18 protein-coding genes and 1 riboswitch are annotated in these 17,760 nt (G+C 63.4%); of the genes, 9 read left to right on the top strand and 9 right to left on the bottom strand.

Annotation, left to right across the window (positions count from 1 at the left end):
• Window positions 1-5: 5 nt before the first annotated feature.
• Entirely contained in the window at window positions 6-1,085 is a 1,080-nt protein-coding gene (locus NKJ80_RS28055; RefSeq protein WP_023685214.1) for a sensor histidine kinase, read from the bottom strand.
• Between the two features lie 400 nt (window positions 1,086-1,485).
• Here NKJ80_RS28055 and NKJ80_RS28050 point away from each other — a divergent pair, with 400 nt between their 5' ends.
• On the top strand, window positions 1,486-2,418 hold the full coding sequence (locus NKJ80_RS28050; RefSeq protein ID WP_023727685.1) for a TauD/TfdA dioxygenase family protein: 933 nt from the start codon (window positions 1,486-1,488) through the stop codon (window positions 2,416-2,418).
• A gap of 27 nt (window positions 2,419-2,445) precedes the next feature.
• Here NKJ80_RS28050 and sucD read toward each other — a convergent pair whose 3' ends face one another.
• The 5 genes from sucD to NKJ80_RS28025 all read right to left on the bottom strand — a co-directional run bounded on the left by sucD (window position 2,446) and on the right by NKJ80_RS28025 (window position 7,664).
• Window positions 2,446-3,345, bottom strand: coding sequence for a succinate--CoA ligase subunit alpha (gene sucD, locus NKJ80_RS28045; RefSeq protein ID WP_023712719.1), 900 nt, complete (start codon window positions 3,343-3,345; stop codon window positions 2,446-2,448).
• 128 nt (window positions 3,346-3,473) lie between these two features.
• Window positions 3,474-4,658 (bottom strand): malate--CoA ligase subunit beta, encoded by a 1,185-nt coding sequence (locus tag NKJ80_RS28040; protein ID WP_023731222.1) that lies wholly within the window; start codon window positions 4,656-4,658, stop codon window positions 3,474-3,476.
• 18 nt (window positions 4,659-4,676) lie between these two features.
• A complete protein-coding gene (locus NKJ80_RS28035; RefSeq protein WP_352498747.1) occupies window positions 4,677-5,651 on the bottom strand; it encodes an HpcH/HpaI aldolase/citrate lyase family protein in 975 nt (324 codons plus the stop codon).
• A 10-nt stretch (window positions 5,652-5,661) separates the two neighbouring features.
• A complete protein-coding gene (locus tag NKJ80_RS28030) occupies window positions 5,662-6,852 on the bottom strand; it encodes an aminotransferase class V-fold PLP-dependent enzyme (protein WP_023731220.1) in 1,191 nt (396 codons plus the stop codon).
• A 146-nt stretch (window positions 6,853-6,998) separates the two neighbouring features.
• Window positions 6,999-7,664 (bottom strand): response regulator transcription factor, encoded by a 666-nt coding sequence (locus tag NKJ80_RS28025; RefSeq protein ID WP_023670791.1) that lies wholly within the window; start codon window positions 7,662-7,664, stop codon window positions 6,999-7,001.
• 266 nt (window positions 7,665-7,930) lie between these two features.
• Between NKJ80_RS28025 and mgtE the strand changes: the two genes are divergently transcribed.
• Window positions 7,931-9,349: a magnesium transporter gene (mgtE, locus tag NKJ80_RS28020; protein WP_023670790.1), complete on the top strand. Its 1,419-nt coding sequence runs from the start codon at window positions 7,931-7,933 to the stop codon at window positions 9,347-9,349.
• 158 nt (window positions 9,350-9,507) lie between these two features.
• Entirely contained in the window at window positions 9,508-9,894 is a 387-nt protein-coding gene (locus tag NKJ80_RS28015; RefSeq protein WP_006203215.1) for a MerR family transcriptional regulator, read from the top strand.
• A gap of 311 nt (window positions 9,895-10,205) precedes the next feature.
• On the opposite strand, the gene NKJ80_RS28010 is transcribed toward NKJ80_RS28015, so the two are convergent.
• Window positions 10,206-10,712, bottom strand: coding sequence for a methyltransferase family protein (locus NKJ80_RS28010; protein ID WP_023670789.1), 507 nt, complete (start codon window positions 10,710-10,712; stop codon window positions 10,206-10,208).
• Window positions 10,709-11,719 (bottom strand): acetyltransferase domain-containing protein, encoded by a 1,011-nt coding sequence (locus tag NKJ80_RS28005; RefSeq protein WP_023670788.1) that lies wholly within the window; start codon window positions 11,717-11,719, stop codon window positions 10,709-10,711. The genes NKJ80_RS28010 and NKJ80_RS28005 overlap by 4 nt, the downstream gene beginning before the upstream one ends.
• 233 nt (window positions 11,720-11,952) lie before the next feature.
• On the opposite strand from NKJ80_RS28005, the gene NKJ80_RS28000 reads away from it, so the two are divergent.
• Window positions 11,953-13,152 carry an MFS transporter gene (locus NKJ80_RS28000; RefSeq protein WP_023670787.1) on the top strand — a complete coding sequence of 400 codons (1,200 nt, stop codon included), beginning with the start codon at window positions 11,953-11,955 and terminating at the stop codon, window positions 13,150-13,152.
• A gap of 7 nt (window positions 13,153-13,159) precedes the next feature.
• Here NKJ80_RS28000 and NKJ80_RS27995 read toward each other — a convergent pair whose 3' ends face one another.
• Window positions 13,160-14,335, bottom strand: a complete 1,176-nt coding sequence (locus NKJ80_RS27995) for an aromatic ring-hydroxylating oxygenase subunit alpha (RefSeq protein WP_023670786.1) — start codon at window positions 14,333-14,335, stop codon at window positions 13,160-13,162.
• 134 nt (window positions 14,336-14,469) lie between these two features.
• On the opposite strand from NKJ80_RS27995, the gene NKJ80_RS27990 reads away from it, so the two are divergent.
• The 5 genes from NKJ80_RS27990 to cobO all read left to right on the top strand — a co-directional run bounded on the left by NKJ80_RS27990 (window position 14,470) and on the right by cobO (window position 17,580).
• Window positions 14,470-15,162: a gamma-glutamylcyclotransferase gene (locus tag NKJ80_RS27990; RefSeq protein ID WP_031199063.1), complete on the top strand. Its 693-nt coding sequence runs from the start codon at window positions 14,470-14,472 to the stop codon at window positions 15,160-15,162.
• A gap of 67 nt (window positions 15,163-15,229) precedes the next feature.
• Window positions 15,230-15,424, top strand: a riboswitch (cobalamin riboswitch).
• 36 nt (window positions 15,425-15,460) lie between these two features.
• Entirely contained in the window at window positions 15,461-15,640 is a 180-nt protein-coding gene (locus tag NKJ80_RS27985; RefSeq protein ID WP_023670784.1) for a CbtB domain-containing protein, read from the top strand.
• A gap of 15 nt (window positions 15,641-15,655) precedes the next feature.
• Window positions 15,656-16,459 (top strand): CbtA family protein, encoded by an 804-nt coding sequence (locus NKJ80_RS27980; RefSeq protein WP_352498746.1) that lies wholly within the window; start codon window positions 15,656-15,658, stop codon window positions 16,457-16,459.
• Window positions 16,452-16,964, top strand: coding sequence for a bifunctional adenosylcobinamide kinase/adenosylcobinamide-phosphate guanylyltransferase (gene cobU, locus NKJ80_RS27975; protein WP_023731213.1), 513 nt, complete (start codon window positions 16,452-16,454; stop codon window positions 16,962-16,964). Before NKJ80_RS27980 ends, cobU begins: the two co-directional genes overlap by 8 nt.
• A 1-nt stretch (window position 16,965) precedes the next feature.
• On the top strand, window positions 16,966-17,580 hold the full coding sequence (cobO, locus tag NKJ80_RS27970; RefSeq protein ID WP_352498745.1) for a cob(I)yrinic acid a,c-diamide adenosyltransferase: 615 nt from the start codon (window positions 16,966-16,968) through the stop codon (window positions 17,578-17,580).
• Window positions 17,581-17,760: the final 180 nt, after the last annotated feature.

Genomic DNA, 17,760 nt, shown 5'->3' with positions numbered 1-17,760 from the left:
TAGCCTCAGTCCGTCGCCGCCGATCGCTTGAAGACGATGGTGACCCTGGTTCCCTCGCCGGCACTCGACTTGACGTCGAATTGCGCCTTGGCATTTTCGGTCAGCGACCGCGCGATCAAGGAGCCGAGCTTGCCGGGCCTGGGCCAGGTCTCACCCGTCGGCAGACCGATCCCATCATCGGCGACAGTCACCCGGCAACCATCGCCGCTGACGACGCTGTGCAGCGTGATCGTGCCGCCATCGCGCCCGACGAATGCATGTTTGAGAGCGTTGGTCAGCAACTCATTGACGACCAGGCCTGTCGGCATGGCAACGTTGATGGATACCGGATAGGTATCCACCTTAAGGTCGAGGCGGATACCTTCGACTGCGTGCGACGCCATGACGGCGGACGCGATCTGGCTAAGGTACACGCCAAGATCCACCTCATCCTTCTGCTGGTCAGCCGACAATGTCTGGTAGAGGATTGCCAATGCGTCTACCCGGCCGGCAAGCCTTTCGAAACGCTTCTGGTCCGGTTCGGTGGCGTTGCGGGTTTCCATCCGGATCAAAGCGGTGATCATCTGCAGATTGTTTTTCACCCGATGCTGCAGTTCGCGCAACAGGGTGTCCTTCTCCCGGATGAGCTCCTCCGCGGGTCGCGCGTCCTCGGTCTCACCGTGTGCCGTGACGTCGACAAGCGCCACCAGCCGGAAGCAGAGCTTGCCGTTGTCGTCCTCGATAACGTTGGAATAAACGTCGACGATTGCCGGCTTGTCCTCGCCGCGCTCGAGGCGAAACGTGCCGACGAAATCGGTGTCTTCAACGACAGCCTCGGCGAGCGGCCTGTCCTTCTGCCGATGAAGCCCCCTGCCGGAAAGGGCCGCCCAGTTTTCCCGCGCAAGCTTCGGCGCCTTGAGGTCCGAGAGCTTCTCGAATTCGGGATTGGCGTAGACGACACGTTCCTTCGCGATCAATTCCGAGACGGCGATCGCGATCGGCATCTGGTCGAGAAATTTCTTGAACTGGTCGCTTTCCAGCGCGGTGGCGAGGTCAGGCGTATCGAGCAATTGCTCGACAGCGTCAGCCTTATCGGAGTCTGTCATCTCGGCGCCTGCGTGATGCGTGGAAGCCATCAATATCAGGCATGCAATTCACCCGCCATCTCCAATATCGAAGGGGATACGACAGCGTCACTACTGGTGCGGGCCGCGTCGCGCAGCGCTCCACCGCCTGCCGCTCACGAACGAATTGGACAGAAGGCATTTTTCTCAGGGCCGCCGAACTTTGAAAAGAAATGTCTATGGAATTTGTAGAATTACGCTTTGAATGGGATCTCGGTACTGCTCGCAAGCCTTGGCGGCCTTCGCCTCCTGAGTTGAGATCAGTGCTCTCGTTGCCAAGCAAGTCGGCTCCCGATGAGGGAGTTGCTCCGCCGATCGCTATGCGGCCGGCAGACGGCGGAGCATTGCCAGCAGCCCCGCGGCTTTAGAGGAAGAGTTTCCCATGACCAGACTTACCCCCGTAGAGCAGATCATCCCGGATGCCGATATTGTCCCGCTTACCGGACGCGTCGGCGCAGAGATCAGGAACATTCGGCTCTCCGGCGACCTGCCGCAGCAGACGGTCGCGGCGATCAACCAGATCCTGTTGCGGCACAAGGTGGTGTTCTTCCGCGACCAGGCGCATCTCGACGATGCCGGGCAGGAGCGCTTTGCCCAGCGTCTCGGCGACCTCGTCCCGCATCCGACCCAAGGTCCCGTCAAGGGAACGGCGTCCATTCTCGAACTCGATTCCAGCCGTGGCGGCGGTCGCGCCGACCAATGGCATACCGATGTCACCTTCGTCGACGCCTATCCGAAATTCTCCGTTCTTCGCGGCGTCGTCATACCGCCGGCCGGCGGCGACACCATCTGGTCGAACACCGCGGCCGCCTATCAGGACCTGCCCGAGCCGTTGAAGCTGCTGGCCGACAATCTCTGGGCGGTGCACAGCAACGCTTACGATTACGCCGCGGTGCGGCCGCGTGCGAGTGCTGCGGAAAAGAAGCACTTCGAGGAAATCTTCACCTCGACGATCTACGAGACCGAGCATCCCGTTGTCCGCGTCCATCCCGAAACAGGCGAGCGCTCGCTGCTGCTCGGCAATTTCGTGCAACGGCTGATCGGTCTTTCCAAAAGCGATTCGGCGAAGCTCTACGAGGTGTTCCAGTCCTATGTCACGGCGCCGGAGAACACCGTGCGCTGGCGCTGGAAGGCCGGCGATGTGGCGATCTGGGATAACCGCGCGACGCAGCACTACGCCGTCAACGATTACGGCGACCAGCACCGGGTGGTGCGTCGCGCCACGGTCGACGGCGACATTCCGGTCAGCGTCGACGGCCGCCGCAGCGCCACCCGCACCAAGGTCGCGAAGCCGGCAGCCGACAAGGCGGCATGAGGCGCGGTCGAACGCGAAGGCCGCTGTTCAGGCGGCCTTCTTCATACGTGATAGTGTCTCTGCAACCACCTCGCCAAACGACGACGGCGTCGGCACGATGATCACCCCGGCGTCCTTTAGAATCTCGACCTTCTCCTGCGCCGACTCGCCGAAGGCCGAGATGATGGCGCCGGCGTGGCCCATGCGGCGGCCTTTGGGGGCGGAGAGGCCGGCGATGTAGGCGATCAGGGGCTTGCGCATATTATCGCGCGCCCAGATGGCCGCTTCGGCTTCCTGCGGTCCGCCGATCTCGCCGATCATCACCACCGCGTCGGTGTCGTCATCCTGTTCGAACAGTTTCAGCATGTCCTTGAAGGACGAGCCGTTGATCGGGTCGCCGCCAATGCCGACGCTGGTCGAGACGCCGATGCCGAGCGACTTCATCTGCGACGCCGCCTCGTAGCCGAGCGTTCCGGAGCGGCCGACAATGCCGACGCGGCCAGGCAGATAGATGCTGCCGGGCATGATGCCCATCAGCGCCTGTCCGGGCGTGATGACGCCGGCGCAGTTCGGGCCGATCAGCCGCATGCGGTCCTCGTAGCGGTAGCGCAGCATGTAGCGCTTGACCTGCATCATGTCCTGCGACGGGATGCCGTCGGTGATGCAGACGCAGAGTTTAATGCCGGCGTCCGCCGCTTCCATGATCGAATCGGCGGCAAAGGGCGGCGGCACGAAGACGATGCTGGCCTCGGCGCGGGTCTCGCGCACCGCGCCCTTGACCGTGTTGAAGACGGGCAGGCCGAGATGCTTCTGGCCGCCCTTGCCGGGCGTGACGCCGCCGACCAGCTTGGTGCCGTAGCGCTTCATGTCTTCGGCATGGAAGCTGCCGATCTTGCCGGTGAACCCCTGGACGATGACGCGGGTGCTGCGGTTGAGCAGGATTGCCATTTTCTCGACCTCCCTAGAGCATGATGCCGAAAAGTGTGAAGCGGTTTTCGGACGACATCATGCTCCATCTGTTTGATTTTAGAGACGGATTCAGATTTCAGGTCGATTCGACCTGAAATCATCCGGCTCTAGGCTGCTTTTTTCTTGGTGGCCGCGCGCCATGCGGCGACGGCTTTTTCGGCGGCTTCTGCAAGCGTGTCGGCAACGATTACCGCCTCGCCGGAATCGGCCAGGATCCGGCGTCCTTCCTCGGCCCTGGTGCCGGAGAGACGGACCACCAGCGGCACGTTGACGCCGACTTCGCGGATCGCCTTGATGACGCCTTCGGCGACCCAGTCGCAGCGGTTGATGCCGGCAAAGATGTTGACCAGGATGGTCTCGACATTCTTGTCGCCGAGCACGGCGCGGAAGGATTTCGCCACCCGCTCGGGCGAGGCGCCGCCACCGATGTCGAGGAAGTTGGCCGGTTCGCCGCCGGCGATCTTGATCATGTCCATGGTCGCCATGGCGAGACCGGCGCCGTTGATGATGCAGCCGATGTTGCCGTCGAGGCCGACATAGGAGAGGCCGCGATCGCTGGCGAAGGTTTCGCGCGGATCTTCCTGGCTTTTGTCGCGCAGCTCGGAGATTTCCGGCCGTCGGAACAACGCGTTCTCGTCGAACGACATCTTGGCGTCGAGCGCGATCAAATTGCCGTCGCGGGTCACCACCAGCGGATTGATCTCCAGCATCGAGGCGTCGTAGTCGCGGAACACCTGATAGCAGGCGAAAATGGTTTCGGTCGCCTTGCCGATCAGATTGTGGTCGAGGCCGAGCCCGAAGGCGATCTCGCGTGCCTGAAACCGTTGCATGCCGACGCCAGGATCGACCGATGTGCGCAGGATGGAGTTCGGCGCCTTTTCGACGATGTCCTCGATCTCCATGCCGCCGGCAGCCGAAGCCACGATCATGACGCGCTCTTCCTTGCGGTCGAGGACGAAGCCGACATAGAGCTCCTGCGCTATGTCGACGGCTTCCTCGAGATAGAGGCGCGAAATCAGCTTGCCGCGCGGGCCGGTCTGCTGTGTCACCAGCTTGCGGCCGAGCATGCCCTCGGCCGCGCTGGAAATCTCCTCGTCATTGGCGCACAGCTTGATGCCGCCGGCCTTGCCGCGGGCGCCGGAATGCACCTGCGCCTTCAGCACCCATTTGGCGCCGCCGATCTCGCGGGCCCTGTAGGTCGCCTGCTCGGGGCTGTAGGCCAGCCCGCCGCGCGGCACATGCACGCCGTGGCGTGCCAGCAGTTCCTTGGCCTGATATTCGTGGATGTCCATTTTGTCCTCCCTGAACAGTCAATGCGTGGCGACGCGCGGCTCGCTAGAGAATTGGCTGGCCCGTTCGATTGCCTCGTTGACCACCAGAACATTGCGCGCCATGCGTTCCGACGCTGCGTCGATCATCTTGCCGTCGAGTGCGGCCGCTCCCTTGCCCTGCGCCTCCGCCTCCTTCAGCACTTCGAGGACTCGCCTGGCACGGGTCACCTCTTTTTCCGGTGGAGAGAATACGCCGTTGGCGAGCGCGATCTGCGAGGGATGGATTGCCCATTTGCCTTCGATACCGAGGGCCGCCGCGCGCCTGGCCCCGGCGACGTAGCCCTCCGGATCGGAGAAGTCGCCGAACGGTCCGTCAATGGCGCGCAAGCCATAGGCGCGGCAGGCGACGGTCATCCGCGACAAAGCGAAATGCCACTGGTCGCCGGGATAGTCGGGGTTGAGGCCACCGATGTTGACGGTGCGCGCCTTGCAGCTTGCCGCATAGTCGGCGACGCCGAAATGCATGGCTTCCAGCCGGCCGGGTGTCGCGGCAATCGCCTCGACATTGGCCATGCCGAGCGCGGTCTCGATCAGCGCTTCGAGGCCGACGCGGGTCTTGAAACCTTTGGCCATTTCGATCTGGTTGACCATGGCCTCGACCATGTAGAGATCGGCCGGCACGCCGACTTTCGGCACCAGGATCGTGTCCAGCCTGTCGCCTGCCTGTTCCATGACGTCGACCACGTCGCGATACATGTAATGGGTGTCGAGGCCGTTGATGCGCACCGAGACGGTCTTGCCCTTGGCGCGCCAGTCGATGTCGTTGAGCGCCTGGATGATGTTCTTGCGGGCGCGTTCCTTGTCGGGCGGGGCGACCGCATCCTCGATGTCGAGGAAGATGAAGTCGGCGGCGCTGTTGGCCGCCTTGTCGATCATTTCCGGGCTGGAGCCTGGAACCGCCAGCTCGCTGCGCTGCAGCCGTAATTTCTTGAGGTGGTTGATGGTGTGGCTCATTGTCGGCTCCTCAGGCGGCTTCGGCGACCGGCACGGCGGCCGAGGCGCGGAAGTGCTGGATGGCGGCGCCGACGCCGGAGCCGGGCGCCAGCCGTACGCCGCAGTCGAGCAGCGCCATTTCGGCGGCCGAGAGCGAGGCCAGCACCATCACCTCGTTCAGCCAGCCGAGATGGCCGATGCGGAAGACCTTGCCGATCACCTTGTTGAGGCCGCCGCCGAGCGCGGTCTGGTATTTCTGGTAGGCGCGCTTGACCACATCGCCGCTGTCGACGCCGTCCGGCACCAGGATGGCGCTGACGGTGTCGGAGTGCCATTTAGGCGTCTTGGCGCAGAGCTTCAGGCCCCAGGCGTCGACCGCCTTGCGCACGCCTTCGGCGAGGCGATGGTGACGGGCGAAGATGTTTTCCAGCCCTTCCTCGGCGATCAGGTCGAGCGAGGCGCGCAGGCCGCGCAGCAGCTGAGTAGCCGGCGTATAAGGGAAATAGCCGGCGTCGTTGGCGCGGATCATATCTTCGAAGGAGAAGAAACAGCGGCGGTGGGTGGCGCTCCGCGAGGCCACCAGCGCCTTCTTGCTGACGGAGAGGAAACCGAGGCCGGCGGGCAGCATGAAACCCTTCTGCGAGCCGCTGACCGCGCAATCGACGCCCCATTCCTCCTGGCGAAAGTCGATCGAGCCGATCGACGAGACGCCGTCGACGAAGAGCAAAGCAGGGTGGTTGGCGTCATCGAGCGCGGCGCGGCAGCCGGCGACGTCGCTGGTCACGCCGGTCGCGGTCTCGTTTTGGGTGCAGAAGACTGCCTTGATGCGGTGCGCCTTGTCGGCCCTGAGCCGCTCGGCATAGAGCTCGAGCGGCACGCCGGTTCCCCATTCGCAGTCGATGACATCGACCTCGAAGCCGAGCCGTTCGGCCATGTCGACCCACAGATGCGAGAACTGGCCGAAGCGCGACATCAGCACGCGGTCACCGGGGCTGAGCACATTGGTCATCGCCGCTTCCCAGGCGCCGGTGCCGGAGGAGGGATAGATGAAGACGCGGCCGGTCTCGTTCTTGAACACCGTCTTGATGTCTTCGAACAGCGGTAGCGTGAGATCGGGGAAGGATGCTGCACGCATGTCCTCCATCGGCAGGTTCATCGCCTGGCGGACCTGTTCGGGAATGTTGGTCGGTCCGGGAATGAAAAGATGGGTGAAACCGGCCATGTCGCGAACTCCTCCTGATCCAGCAAAGCGGTGATGGGGAGTTTCGTTTCGACGGCTAATGGCAACAACACCTCAAGAGGTAACATCTTGCCGCGCGCGGGTGGGGGTTGCCTACCCGGGTGACCTACCCGCGGCTCATCGCTTTCCTACCCGAACGGCTGCTTCTGGGTACGCCGCTCGCGCGCATAGAGCGCGACGGCCATCGCCCGGTTGCGGACGTCGAGCTTGTCGTAGAGATTCTTGAGGTGATACTTCACCGTGTTCTCGGAAATCCCCGTACGCGTCGCGATCTGCAAATTGGTCCAGCCGTCGGACAGCACGGCCAGCAGTTCGCGCTCGCGCACGGTGAGCAGCGACAAGGGCGTGTCGTTGACCTTGTTGATGTCGATGTAGGGGATGCAGATGCGTCCATGCGCGACGGCCAGGATGGTCTCGAAGATGATCGCTGGATCGTCGAACTGGAAGCAGTAGCCCTGGGCGCCGAGGCGCACGCACTGCTTCAGGATGCCGATGTCGTGGTCGTTGGAAAACACCGCGATGCGCACGCCGAGCTTGCGGCTGTGAACCTCGGCCAGCACATCGGCGCCGTCCATGTCGGCAAGCTTCCACCCGATGATTGCGACGTCGAATTCGCCTTCCGCTGCCAACTCAAGAAAATGCCTGCCGCTTTGCACGCAGGCCAGGAGCTCGAAGCGCCCGTCGCAGTCCAGCATGTCGCGCAGCGCCGATATCACGAGCGGATTGCGTTCGGCCACGACCACGCGCACGCGCCGTTCCTCGATTGCTTTCTGCGTCTGCGACCTGATCTTCAAGGGCTTCCGGCTGTTCTGGTTGTCGCCTGGGCGGGTCCGGCCTTTGCCTGAACCTGCATCATGACAATTCTGCCCCAACCGTGCTGGGGTGCTCTTTCCCCAGCGACATGCGCTGTCGCGCCGCCTGAATCCTGGGCGGCGTCATATCCTGATGAAATCGCTCTCGCCCATATGCAGGGCGGGGCGCATTTCGTTTGATATTACCGTGCGTTGCGCGCTAGACCTGACAGGCACCTTTTCCGAAATTCCCATGGCGGGAGCCGCTGGTGGAACGCCAGGACGACCACACGACCGGCGCCAAAGCCGCTGACGATGCCCACGCCGACATCTATGGCGAGGACGGCGCCGTTCTGTCATCATTCCTCGCCCAGATCGGGGCGGCGATCGCCGATCGCGATACGCTGACGCTGAAGCGCGAAGTCGACGACCTGCACCAGTCGGAACTTGGCGATCTGCTCGAGGCCCTGCACCCCGAACAGCGTCGCGCCCTTGTCGAACTGCTCGGCGCCGACTTCGACTTCTCGTCGCTGACCGAGGTCGACGAGGCGATCCGCCGCGATATCGTCGACAATATGCCCAATGAGCAAATTGCCCAGGGCATGCAGGACCTCGATTCCGACGACGCGGTCTACATTCTCGAAGATCTTGAAAAGGAAGACCAGGACGAGATCCTGTCGCAGCTGCCGTTCACCGAGCGGATCAGGCTGCGCCGCTCGCTCGACTACCCGGAAGAGACCGCCGGCCGCCGCATGCAGACCGAGTTCGTCGCCGTGCCGCCGTTCTGGACCATAGGCCAGACCATCGACTACATGCGCGAAGACAAGAACCTGCCCGAGCGGTTCAGCCAGATCTTCGTCATCGATCCAAGCTTCAAGTTGCTCGGCGCCATCGACCTCGACCAGATCCTGCGCACCAAGCGCACGACCAAGGTCGGAGACGTGATGCACGAGACGAGGCACGCCATTCCGGCCACCATGGACCAGGAAGAGGCGGCGCGGGACTTCGAGCAATACGATCTTCTGTCCGCCGCCGTCGTCGACGAGAACGAGCGGCTGGTCGGCGTGCTGACCATCGACGACGTCGTCGACGTCATCCAGCAGGAGGCCGAGGAAGATCTGCTGCGCATGGGCGGCGTCGGCGACGAAGAGTTGTCCGACAGCATTCTTTCGACCTCGCGCTCGCGCGTTCCCTGGCTGCTGGTCAACCTGTTGACGGCGTTCCTGGCGGCGTCGGTGATCGGCCTGTTCGACCGCACCATCGAGCACATCGTGGCACTGGCCGTGCTGATGCCGATCGTGGCCGGCATGGGCGGCAATGCCGGTTCGCAGACCATGACCGTCACGGTACGCGCGCTGGCGACCAGGGATCTCGACATCTACAATGCCGGCCGCATCATCCGCCGCGAAATGGGCGTGGGTTCCATCAACGGCATCATCTTCGCCGTGCTGATCGGCATCGTCGCGGCCGTCTGGTTCCGCGATGCCAATCTGGGCGGCATCATAGCGGCGGCGATGATCATCAATATGTTCGTGGCAGCCCTTGCCGGTATCCTGATCCCGCTATTGCTCGACCGGTTCAAGATCGACCCGGCGGTGGCGTCGGCGGTTTTCGTCACCACCGTCACCGACGTCGTTGGCTTCTTTGCTTTCCTGGGGCTGGCCACCTGGTGGTTCGCTATCCCTTGAGAAAGAGGCGTTGCGGGCTCAATTGACTTTTACGTAAATGTGGTGCGAGGCTTGCGCGGGGTTCCATGCCGAGTCCGGCTTGGAACGGGGTTGATCGGAATGCGTTGGAAATCCCGGGCGACCGGGCGTTTTCCGATGTTCCGACATTTGGAGCAAAGATGCGGGAATATTATTCGATCACCGAACTGACCCGCGAATTCGACGTGTCGACGCGGACGCTGCGCTTCTACGAGGATGAGGGGCTGGTGCAACCGGTCCGGCGGGGCCGCACAAGGCTGTTTCGCCCATCTGACCGGCATCTGATCCGCCAGATCATGCGCGGGAAACGGCTCGGCTTCTCGATCAACGAAATCCGCGAAATCATCCAGATGTACAAGGAACCGCCCGGCGAGGTCGGTCAACTCAAGCTGATGATCAAGCGCATCGAGGAGAAGCGCGAGGATTTGCGCCAGAAGCGCCGCGATCTCGAGGAGACGCTGGCGGAGCTCGACCAGGCTGAGGAGTCATGTGTTGAGCGGCTGGTGGAGCTGGGGGTTAATACCTGAGCGGACCGTCGAGCGTTTGCGCGCGCCCGTCGCAAACGTTCGTGATTAGCCGGAGCCCTTCCGCACTTCGTCATTCTAGGGCGAAGCAGGAGCGAAGCTCCGTCGCGGAGACCCTAGAATCCATTCCGTGACATCGGTCGTGGAGTGCGGCGGTAGCGAATTCTGGACCATAGCAACGCTCTGGAGTCCCGGCATGGATCCTCGGGTCTGTGCTGCGTCGCTACGCTCCTTACTCCGCCCGTGGATGATGAAGAGATGGGCGTTCGGCTAGTCGCCAAGGCATGCGAACCCTGCCAGCGATCACACCCGCCTCAAATCCACCGGCGCACCCGCTTCGTATAGTCGCGGTACTTCTTGCCGAATTTGGCGAACAGCACCTTCTCCTCGCTCTCGATGGCGACCTTCTGCGTTGCAAAAGCCGCGATCAGGGCCAGCGGCAGGAACCATATGATCCCCGAGACGAAGGCGACGCCGATCAAAAGCAGCGTGTTGGCCAGATACATCGGGTTGCGCGTCACGCCGAACGGGCCAGACGTCACCAGATGCTCCGGCAAGCCATTGGGGTTCATCGTCGTTTTGGCCCGGATCATGGCGCGGATAGCGGTGAACCAGAGGGCTGCGACGGCAAACAGCACCACAAAGCCGGCGGCAAACAAAAGGTCGCCCAAGAGGTCGCCGATCCAGGGCAGGGGATAGAACAGGCCGAGCACGATGCTGATGGCGATGGCGGCGATGTAGATCAGTGGCGGCCACGGGATCAGCCGTGGTCTCGATAGATCGGGTTTTGCCAGCCCGGGTTTTGTGAGCTTGTCGGTCATTGTTGCCCTCCCTGCGTCATCGGGCTCTCCTCCGTCCTGGCGGTGCAGATGCCGGCGAGTTCACCGAGATGCGCTTTGAACTCCGGGGTCTGGTCGCCATTGTAGAGCCGGTCGAATGCCGCTTCGCTTTGCAGCGTGTCCAGCATGCACACACAATAGCTGGTGCAGAACTCCGTGTCGCGCTGCTGTTCGCAAGATACCTGGCATTCCTTGAGGAAGATCACTTCCCTTGTTTCGACGGGCGCCGGCGCAATCTGCGAGAACAGCCAGACGCAGCCGAACAGCAGCGGCTGGTGGATCAGGTAGAAAGCCAGGCTGTGGCGGCCGATGAAGGTGAGCGGCCTGGTCCAGCTTCCTGATCCCAGCGTGGCCAGCCGCGCCAGCAGGCCGGTGGTGGACGCAAACTTTGCCGCGGCGATGCCGAGAAGTACGGCGCCGAACCAGGGAAACAGCGGCACGTAATCGTTGGAGCGCGGGTTGATCGCCGACAGGCCGACCCACCACAGCGCCGGATGATCGAAGGCTTCGGATCGGAGATAGAGGGGGACTGCGATCACCAAAGCTGCCACGAAAAGCGTCAGCAAGGACGGCAGCCGCAAGAACAAAAGGCCGAGCAGGCTGGCCAGCGCGATCTCGTGCAGGATGCCGAAGAAGATGAAGCTGTCCGGCGTGATGAAGTACGTGACCGCCGATATAGCGGCGGCCGCGACGGCGACCATGGCAAAGCGTTTCCAGAAGCCGGTCCAGCGGATCTGCCTGCCATGCGCGAGAAACAGGCTGACGCCGACCAGGAACAGGAAGGTCGAGGCGATGCAGCGCGCATAGATCTTCCACCAGCCGACGGCGGTGAGGCCGGGATCGGTGTAGTGGAAATTTTCGAGATCCCAGGTGAAGTGGTAGCTCGCCATGGCGATCAGCGCGATGCCGCGTACGACATCGATGGCGACGATGCGCTTCGGTTGATCTCGCTTCAGTTGATCTCCAGGGGGTGCGGTATGGATGCTCATGGTCTCGCGATCTGATTCAGCCCCAAAGACGACTATCACGGTTGCACCGGACAAAAGAAGGCCGCCCTCTACGCTCCGGGTCGCGCCGTGCGGCTGCATCGGGCGGCGCTTTAGGCCAGAGCCGGAAAGCCTTTGGCCGAATTCGCTTTTTGCCGGGAAGGGGTCGGTTTCCTGTTACCGGCGGAGGAAGCGCCAGCGCAGATTTGACGCCGCGAGTCTGATTTGGGGATCAAATGTCCACCCATGTGCGCCATCCGATCTGGCTTCCGGCCCTGCGTCCGGCGGATGCCCGCACCTTTGCCTCGCTCTATGCGGTCGAATCCTTCGCCCGCGCCACGGTATCGAGCGTCATCCCGATCCAGGCTTATGAGATTCTGCACAACGAGCAGATCGTCTCGATCCTCTACACCATCGTGGCGCTGCTCGGCCTGTCGATGACCTTGTTCATGCCGATGTTGATCCGCAGGTTTGCCCGGCGCTGGGTCTATACCGCCGGCGCCTGCCTGCTGGCGATAGGCTCTCTGTTCTTCGTCACCCACACGCTTGCCGGGCAACTGACAGGCATGCTGTGCCGCGTCATGGGGGCGAGCGCCCTGTCGATCACGCTCAACCTCTACATCATGGACCACATCCGCAAGACCGATTTCATGCAGGCCGAATCGCTGCGCATGGCGTGGTCGATGCTGGCCTGGACCGGCGGGCCGACACTCGGCATCTTCCTCTACACACGCTACGGCATCTATGCCGCGCATGGCGCGGTCGCGGTGTTTGCGTTGGCCTTGCTGGCGCTGTTCTGGACCTACAGGCTGGGCGACAACCGGTCGATCCGGCCGGGCAAGACACGGCCGGCCAATCCGCTGGCCAATATCGGCCGCTTCGTAGCACAACCCAGGCTCAGGCTGGCCTGGCTGATCGCCTTCGGCCGCTCCTGCTTCTGGACGACGTTCTTCGTCTACGGGCCGCTGTTCATGGTGATTACCGGCGAGGGCAAGCTTGCCGGCGGCCTGCTGGTTTCGGCCGGCAATGCGCTGTTGTTCATGGCGATCTTCTGGGGCAAAGCGGGAAAACGCTTCGGCGGCCGGCGCACCATGACCTTCGCCTATTTCGCGATGTCGGCGACGCTGCTTGCGGCGGGCGCGGTCGGCACTACCGCGCCGCTGCTTACGGGCTTTTTCCTGCTCTGCGGCGCCTTCTTCACCATCGCGCTCGATGCACTGGGCTCGACCGCCTTCATGCGCTCGGTGCGGTCCTATGAGCGGGCGCAGATGGCCGCGGTCTACCGCACCTATCTCGACTTTTCCGAGCTGACGCCGCCGCTGGTCTATTCGGTGGTGCTGGCGTTTTTCGGCCTCGGCTCGGTGTTCGTGACGCTGGGCATTCTGGCCGCTGTTTGCGGCTTTATCACCTGGCGCTATCTGCCGAAGTCGCTTTAGTCGCCGATCAGGCGGTTGCCTCAAGCGCTGCATGCCGCTCGCGCACCCAGTTGTGGAAGCGGTGCAGATCGTACTCCTCCGGCATCAGCACGCCGGCCGCGTGACGCATGGAGCGCAGGCCTTTCTGGTTGATCTCGCAGATCGCGGCATCCTCCTCCAGCACCTGGGTGCCGAAGGCGACGACATTGTCGATGTCCGTCTCAGCCAGCGCCTCGGGCGCGAACAGCCATTCGGCGGTGAGTTCGGTCTGTTCGGGACCGAGCGGCATCAGTCGCACCGTCCTGACATAATCGACATGGCCGACGATGAACATCGAGGGCAGGCTGGTGGCATAGGTCTGTCCGGCCGCACGCTCGGCTGGCGTCAGGCCCGGGAAGACCGGGCCATGGGCATGTCCGTCGCGCGACCAGGTCTCGGCGCCGGCGCGCAGGCCACCCGAAAACTCCGGTGCGTCATTGTCGGCATGGCGGACCCAGTCGGGGTCGTCGTGCCGGCTCATCAGGCCGCGGCCGTATATCGGCACCAGCCGAGACAGGTCCTTGTGGACGCCTGGGCAATGCAGGCACTCGTTGAAGTTCTCCCAGAAGATTTTCCAGTTGCAGTTCATCACCTTGCGCAGGACATGGCCTGATACCAGCGTTTCCAGCGGCCAGTTGGCGAGGTCGCCGGATGCGGGATCGAAGGAGGTCTCGGCGGAGCCGGCCGTCGCCTGCTGAAGGTTCACAAAGACAAAGCCGCGCCACACCGACAGCGCCACCCGGTAGAGCGGATGATCTGCCTTGTCGAAACCATCTGGCAGCGATTTCGAGGGAACGCGCACGAGATCGCCGCGCAGCGAGTAGGACCAGGCATGGTAGGGGCAAGTGATGAGCCGCGCTTTCAGCCGGCCCTCGCTTTCCTGGCAAAGCTGCGAGCCGCGATGCCGGCAGGTGTTGTGGAAGGCGCGCAACTCGCCGGTGTCGTCGCGCAGCACGACGATTTCCTGCGTGCCGACGCGGAATGTCCTGAATGCCAAAGGCTGGGCAAGATCGGCCTCGCGGCAGACGAGCAGCCAGCTTTTGTACCAGATGGCCTCGAGATCGCGCTGGTAAGCCTCGCTATCCCAATAGGCCGATGACGGTAGCGTCGGTTCGGCCCGGCTCAGGCCGTTATAGGGGTCGCGCTCGCTCGGGTTGGGATGCATGGCTGGCTTCCTATGAAGCGTCAGCCGACACCCCGGCAAATCGTTTGTCAATCAGAGTGCCGCATTGCCGGTTGCAGGCGCGGCGCATAATCATGTCGTGGACATGGGACATTCGGAATTGGGGGGATTCGGACGTGGCCGCACGACAGATGTCGCTTACGCCGGAGCTGGTCGCGCGCTGCTGGCGCGAGATCAGGGACCCCGGGCCTGATCCGGACGCGATGCATCTCGATGAAGCCGACTATGACGCGCTTCTGGATGAATTGCAGGTCGAACTCCCGGATAGCGAACCGCTATGGCTGTTCGGCTATGGATCGCTGATCTGGAAACCGGAAATAGATTATGTCGAGGACCGCGTTGCGCTGGCGCGCGGCTGGCATCGGTCCTTTTGCATGAACATGACGCGCTGGCGCGGCACCAAGGTCAGCCCCGGCCTGATGATGGCGCTGGACCGTGGCGGACAATGCAAGGGCGTCGCCTTTCGGCTGACCGACAATAACCGGCGCGAGCAGTTGGGCCGGCTTTTCCGGCGCGAAGTCACGCTGAAGCCGACAAGCTACCGGCCGCGCATGCTGAAGCTTGCAAGCGAGGCCGGACCGCTCAGGGCATTGGCCTTCGTGATCAACCGCAACGGCCTGACCTATTCCGGCCCGCTCGACGAAGGCAAGATCGTCGAAAGGCTGGCCACGTCCTGCGGGCACTGGGGATCGGGCGCCGACTATCTCTACAACACGGTGAAAAACCTTGAAGAGCGCGGCATTCACGATCGCCATCTGTGGCGGCTGCAGCGGCTGGTTGCCGAGCGGATCACCGCGTTGAACCCGTAACGCCGCATGGCGCATTCGCGCTGTTGGCCGGCGGAATTTGGTTTGCCGGATGCGGCCGTTTCAGCCTATAGTCATGCATGTCGTCGGTTCCGTTAGGGACCAAGAGGGAATGCGGTGAGGGCTGACTTGTTGCCCAATGCCGTGGCTGCCCCCGCAACTGTGTGCGGTAGTCCTCTCCAAGCCACTGAGGATTTTTCCTCGGGAAGGTGGGGAAGGGCGCTGATCCGCGAGCCAGGAGACCTGCCGGCGACAGGGAACTGACTTCGATGCCCTCGGGTGGAGGGCGAAAGGACAAGATATGAATACCGCTTCCGTCTCCCTCGGCGCATCCGTCTCCTCGCAGTCGCGCTTCATGCAGCTCGTGCTTAGCGCGTTTCTGGGCATTTTCGTCGTCGGCGTTGTCGGTTTCTCGCATATCGATGCGGTCCACAATGCGGCGCACGACTATCGCCATTCGATGGCGTTTCCCTGCCACTGACGAGGATCTGACATCATGAACCTGTTTCGCAACGTCGTGTTCATCGCGGCGATCGCAGGGCTCGTGGCGGGTGTCGCTCTCGCCTGCATGCAGGCCTACGCCACCGTGCCGCTGATCCTCAAGGCGGAGGTCTACGAAAAGGCTGGTGGCGGCCATGAGCATCAGCATGCCGCGGCGCCCGCCGCCAACGCTGCGGACACCGATGCCATGAGCACCGCCGCGCCGGCGGAAAATGCGGTGAGCAGCGCAGCACCGGCTGAAGCAGCCGCGCCGGCGGAGGACGAAGGCTGGGCGCCGGCCGACGGCTTCGAGCGTTTCGCCTTCAGTGTCGTCGCCAATATCGTCACCGGCATCGGCTTCGCGCTGGTCCTGGTGGCGGTTTCCGAGTTCGCCGGCGGCATCGGCAGCTGGCGCCAGGGCGTGTTCTGGGGCTTGGCCGGCTTTGCCGTGTTCACGCTGGCGCCGGGCCTCGGCCTGCCGCCGGAACTGCCGGCAATGCCGGCGGCCGATCTCATGCAGCGCCAGATCTGGTGGTGGGCAACGGTGATGACAACGGCGATCGGTCTTGCCCTTATCACCTTCCGCACGTCGGCGCCCCTGACCGTGCTCGCCGTCGTCCTGATCGTCGCCCCGCATATTGTCGGCGCGCCGCAGCCTGACAGTTTCGTAACGCCGATCCCGGAGGGCCTGCATCATCAGTTCGTGGTGGCGGTGACGCTGACCAATCTGGTGTTCTGGCTGGTGCTCGGCGCAGTTGTCGGCATAGTGCACTCGCGCTTCACCGGCACCGCGACCAGCCTGCGCGACAGCTTTGCCTGATCGCAGTTTGACCTTCATCATCGGCGGTGCGCGCTCCGGCAAGAGCGCGCATGCCGAAACTTTGGCGACGGCGTTGCCGCCGCCATGGGCCTATATCGCCACCGCGCAAGCCTATGACGGCGAAATGCGCGAGCGCATCGCGCAACACCGCTCGCGCCGCGGCGAGGGATGGGCGACCATCGATGCCCCGCTTGATCTTGCCGGTGCGCTCGAGGCATTGCCGGACAACCAGCCGGTGCTTGTCGACTGCCTGACGCTTTGGCTGACCAATCATATGCTGGCCGATCATGATCTAGAGGGGGAGTGCCGGCGGCTGGCCGATGTGCTTTCGCGGCCGCGCGGGCCGTGGTTCGTGGTCTCCAACGAAGTCGGACAAGGCATTGTGCCCGACAATGCGCTGGCACGCCGGTTCCGCGATGCCGCCGGCAGGCTCAACCAGCAGATCGCGGTGGTAGCTGATATGGTGCTTCTGATGGTGGCGGGGCTGCCGCTCAAGGTGAAATGAGATGACCGTTATCGACGCAAAAGATGAAGAGCGCCATCGCGCCAAGATGGCCAAGCGCAAGGCGGTGCAGGACGCCGAGGTCGCGGAAAAGACGGTCGAGAAGGGGCTGCTGATCGTCAACACCGGACCCGGCAAGGGCAAGACCACGGCTGCCTTCGGGCTGGCGCTACGCATGCTCGGCTATGGCAAGCGCGTCGGAATCGTCCAGTTCATCAAGGGCAAATGGCACACCGGCGAGAAGGATGCCTTCGCGGCGTTTGGCGACCGCGTCGTCTGGCACACGATGGGCGAGGGTTTCACCTGGGAGACGCAGGATCTGAAGCGCGACATTAAGGCGGCCGAAGCCGCCTGGGCCAAGGCGCTGGAGCTGATCGCCGATCCCTCGATCAGCCTCGTCGTGCTGGACGAACTGAACATCGCGCTGCGTTACGACTATCTCGATCTCTACAGAGTGGTGGCGGCGCTGAAAGCGCGGCGCGAAGGTCTGCATGTCGTCGTCACCGGCCGCAACGCCAAGCCGGCGCTGGTCGAGGCGGCGGATCTGGTGACGGAGATGGGCGTGACGAAGCATCATTTTTCGGCCGGCGTGAAGGCGCAGCAGGGGATCGAGTTTTGAGGGGTTTCGTACCCTCCCCCTTGTGGGGAGGGTCGATCCGCGAAGCGGATCGGGGTGGGGGTTCTCGTAGGGCGCAGTGGCCCCCCCCCCGGCGGGGGGGGCCGCCCCCCCCCCAACGCGGGCGGGGAAACAGGCCGCGGGGGGGCCCCGCAAACTCGACCCGCGAGAACCCCCCCCCCC

This window comes from Mesorhizobium sp. M0030, from assembly GCF_040323695.1.
Lineage (GTDB): Bacteria > Pseudomonadota > Alphaproteobacteria > Rhizobiales > Rhizobiaceae > Mesorhizobium.
This window is presented reverse-complemented; position numbering and strand designations above follow the sequence as displayed.

Coding starts and splice junctions, on each gene's coding strand:
- sucD (WP_023712719.1), bottom strand. CDS start 3,345: ATGGCAATCCTGCTCAACCGCAGCACCCGCGTCATCGTCCAGGGGTTC.
- NKJ80_RS28000 (WP_023670787.1), top strand. CDS start 11,953: ATGTCCACCCATGTGCGCCATCCGATCTGGCTTCCGGCCCTGCGTCCG.
- NKJ80_RS28030 (WP_023731220.1), bottom strand. CDS start 6,852: ATGGCCGGTTTCACCCATCTTTTCATTCCCGGACCGACCAACATTCCC.
- cobO (WP_352498745.1), top strand. CDS start 16,966: ATGACCGTTATCGACGCAAAAGATGAAGAGCGCCATCGCGCCAAGATG.
- NKJ80_RS28055 (WP_023685214.1), bottom strand. CDS start 1,085: ATGACAGACTCCGATAAGGCTGACGCTGTCGAGCAATTGCTCGATACG.
- NKJ80_RS28040 (WP_023731222.1), bottom strand. CDS start 4,658: ATGGACATCCACGAATATCAGGCCAAGGAACTGCTGGCACGCCACGGC.
- NKJ80_RS28015 (WP_006203215.1), top strand. CDS start 9,508: ATGCGGGAATATTATTCGATCACCGAACTGACCCGCGAATTCGACGTG.
- NKJ80_RS27985 (WP_023670784.1), top strand. CDS start 15,461: ATGAATACCGCTTCCGTCTCCCTCGGCGCATCCGTCTCCTCGCAGTCG.
- NKJ80_RS27980 (WP_352498746.1), top strand. CDS start 15,656: ATGAACCTGTTTCGCAACGTCGTGTTCATCGCGGCGATCGCAGGGCTC.
- NKJ80_RS28005 (WP_023670788.1), bottom strand. CDS start 11,719: ATGAGCATCCATACCGCACCCCCTGGAGATCAACTGAAGCGAGATCAA.
- NKJ80_RS28010 (WP_023670789.1), bottom strand. CDS start 10,712: ATGACCGACAAGCTCACAAAACCCGGGCTGGCAAAACCCGATCTATCG.
- NKJ80_RS28035 (WP_352498747.1), bottom strand. CDS start 5,651: ATGAGCCACACCATCAACCACCTCAAGAAATTACGGCTGCAGCGCAGC.
- NKJ80_RS27995 (WP_023670786.1), bottom strand. CDS start 14,335: ATGCATCCCAACCCGAGCGAGCGCGACCCCTATAACGGCCTGAGCCGG.
- NKJ80_RS28050 (WP_023727685.1), top strand. CDS start 1,486: ATGACCAGACTTACCCCCGTAGAGCAGATCATCCCGGATGCCGATATT.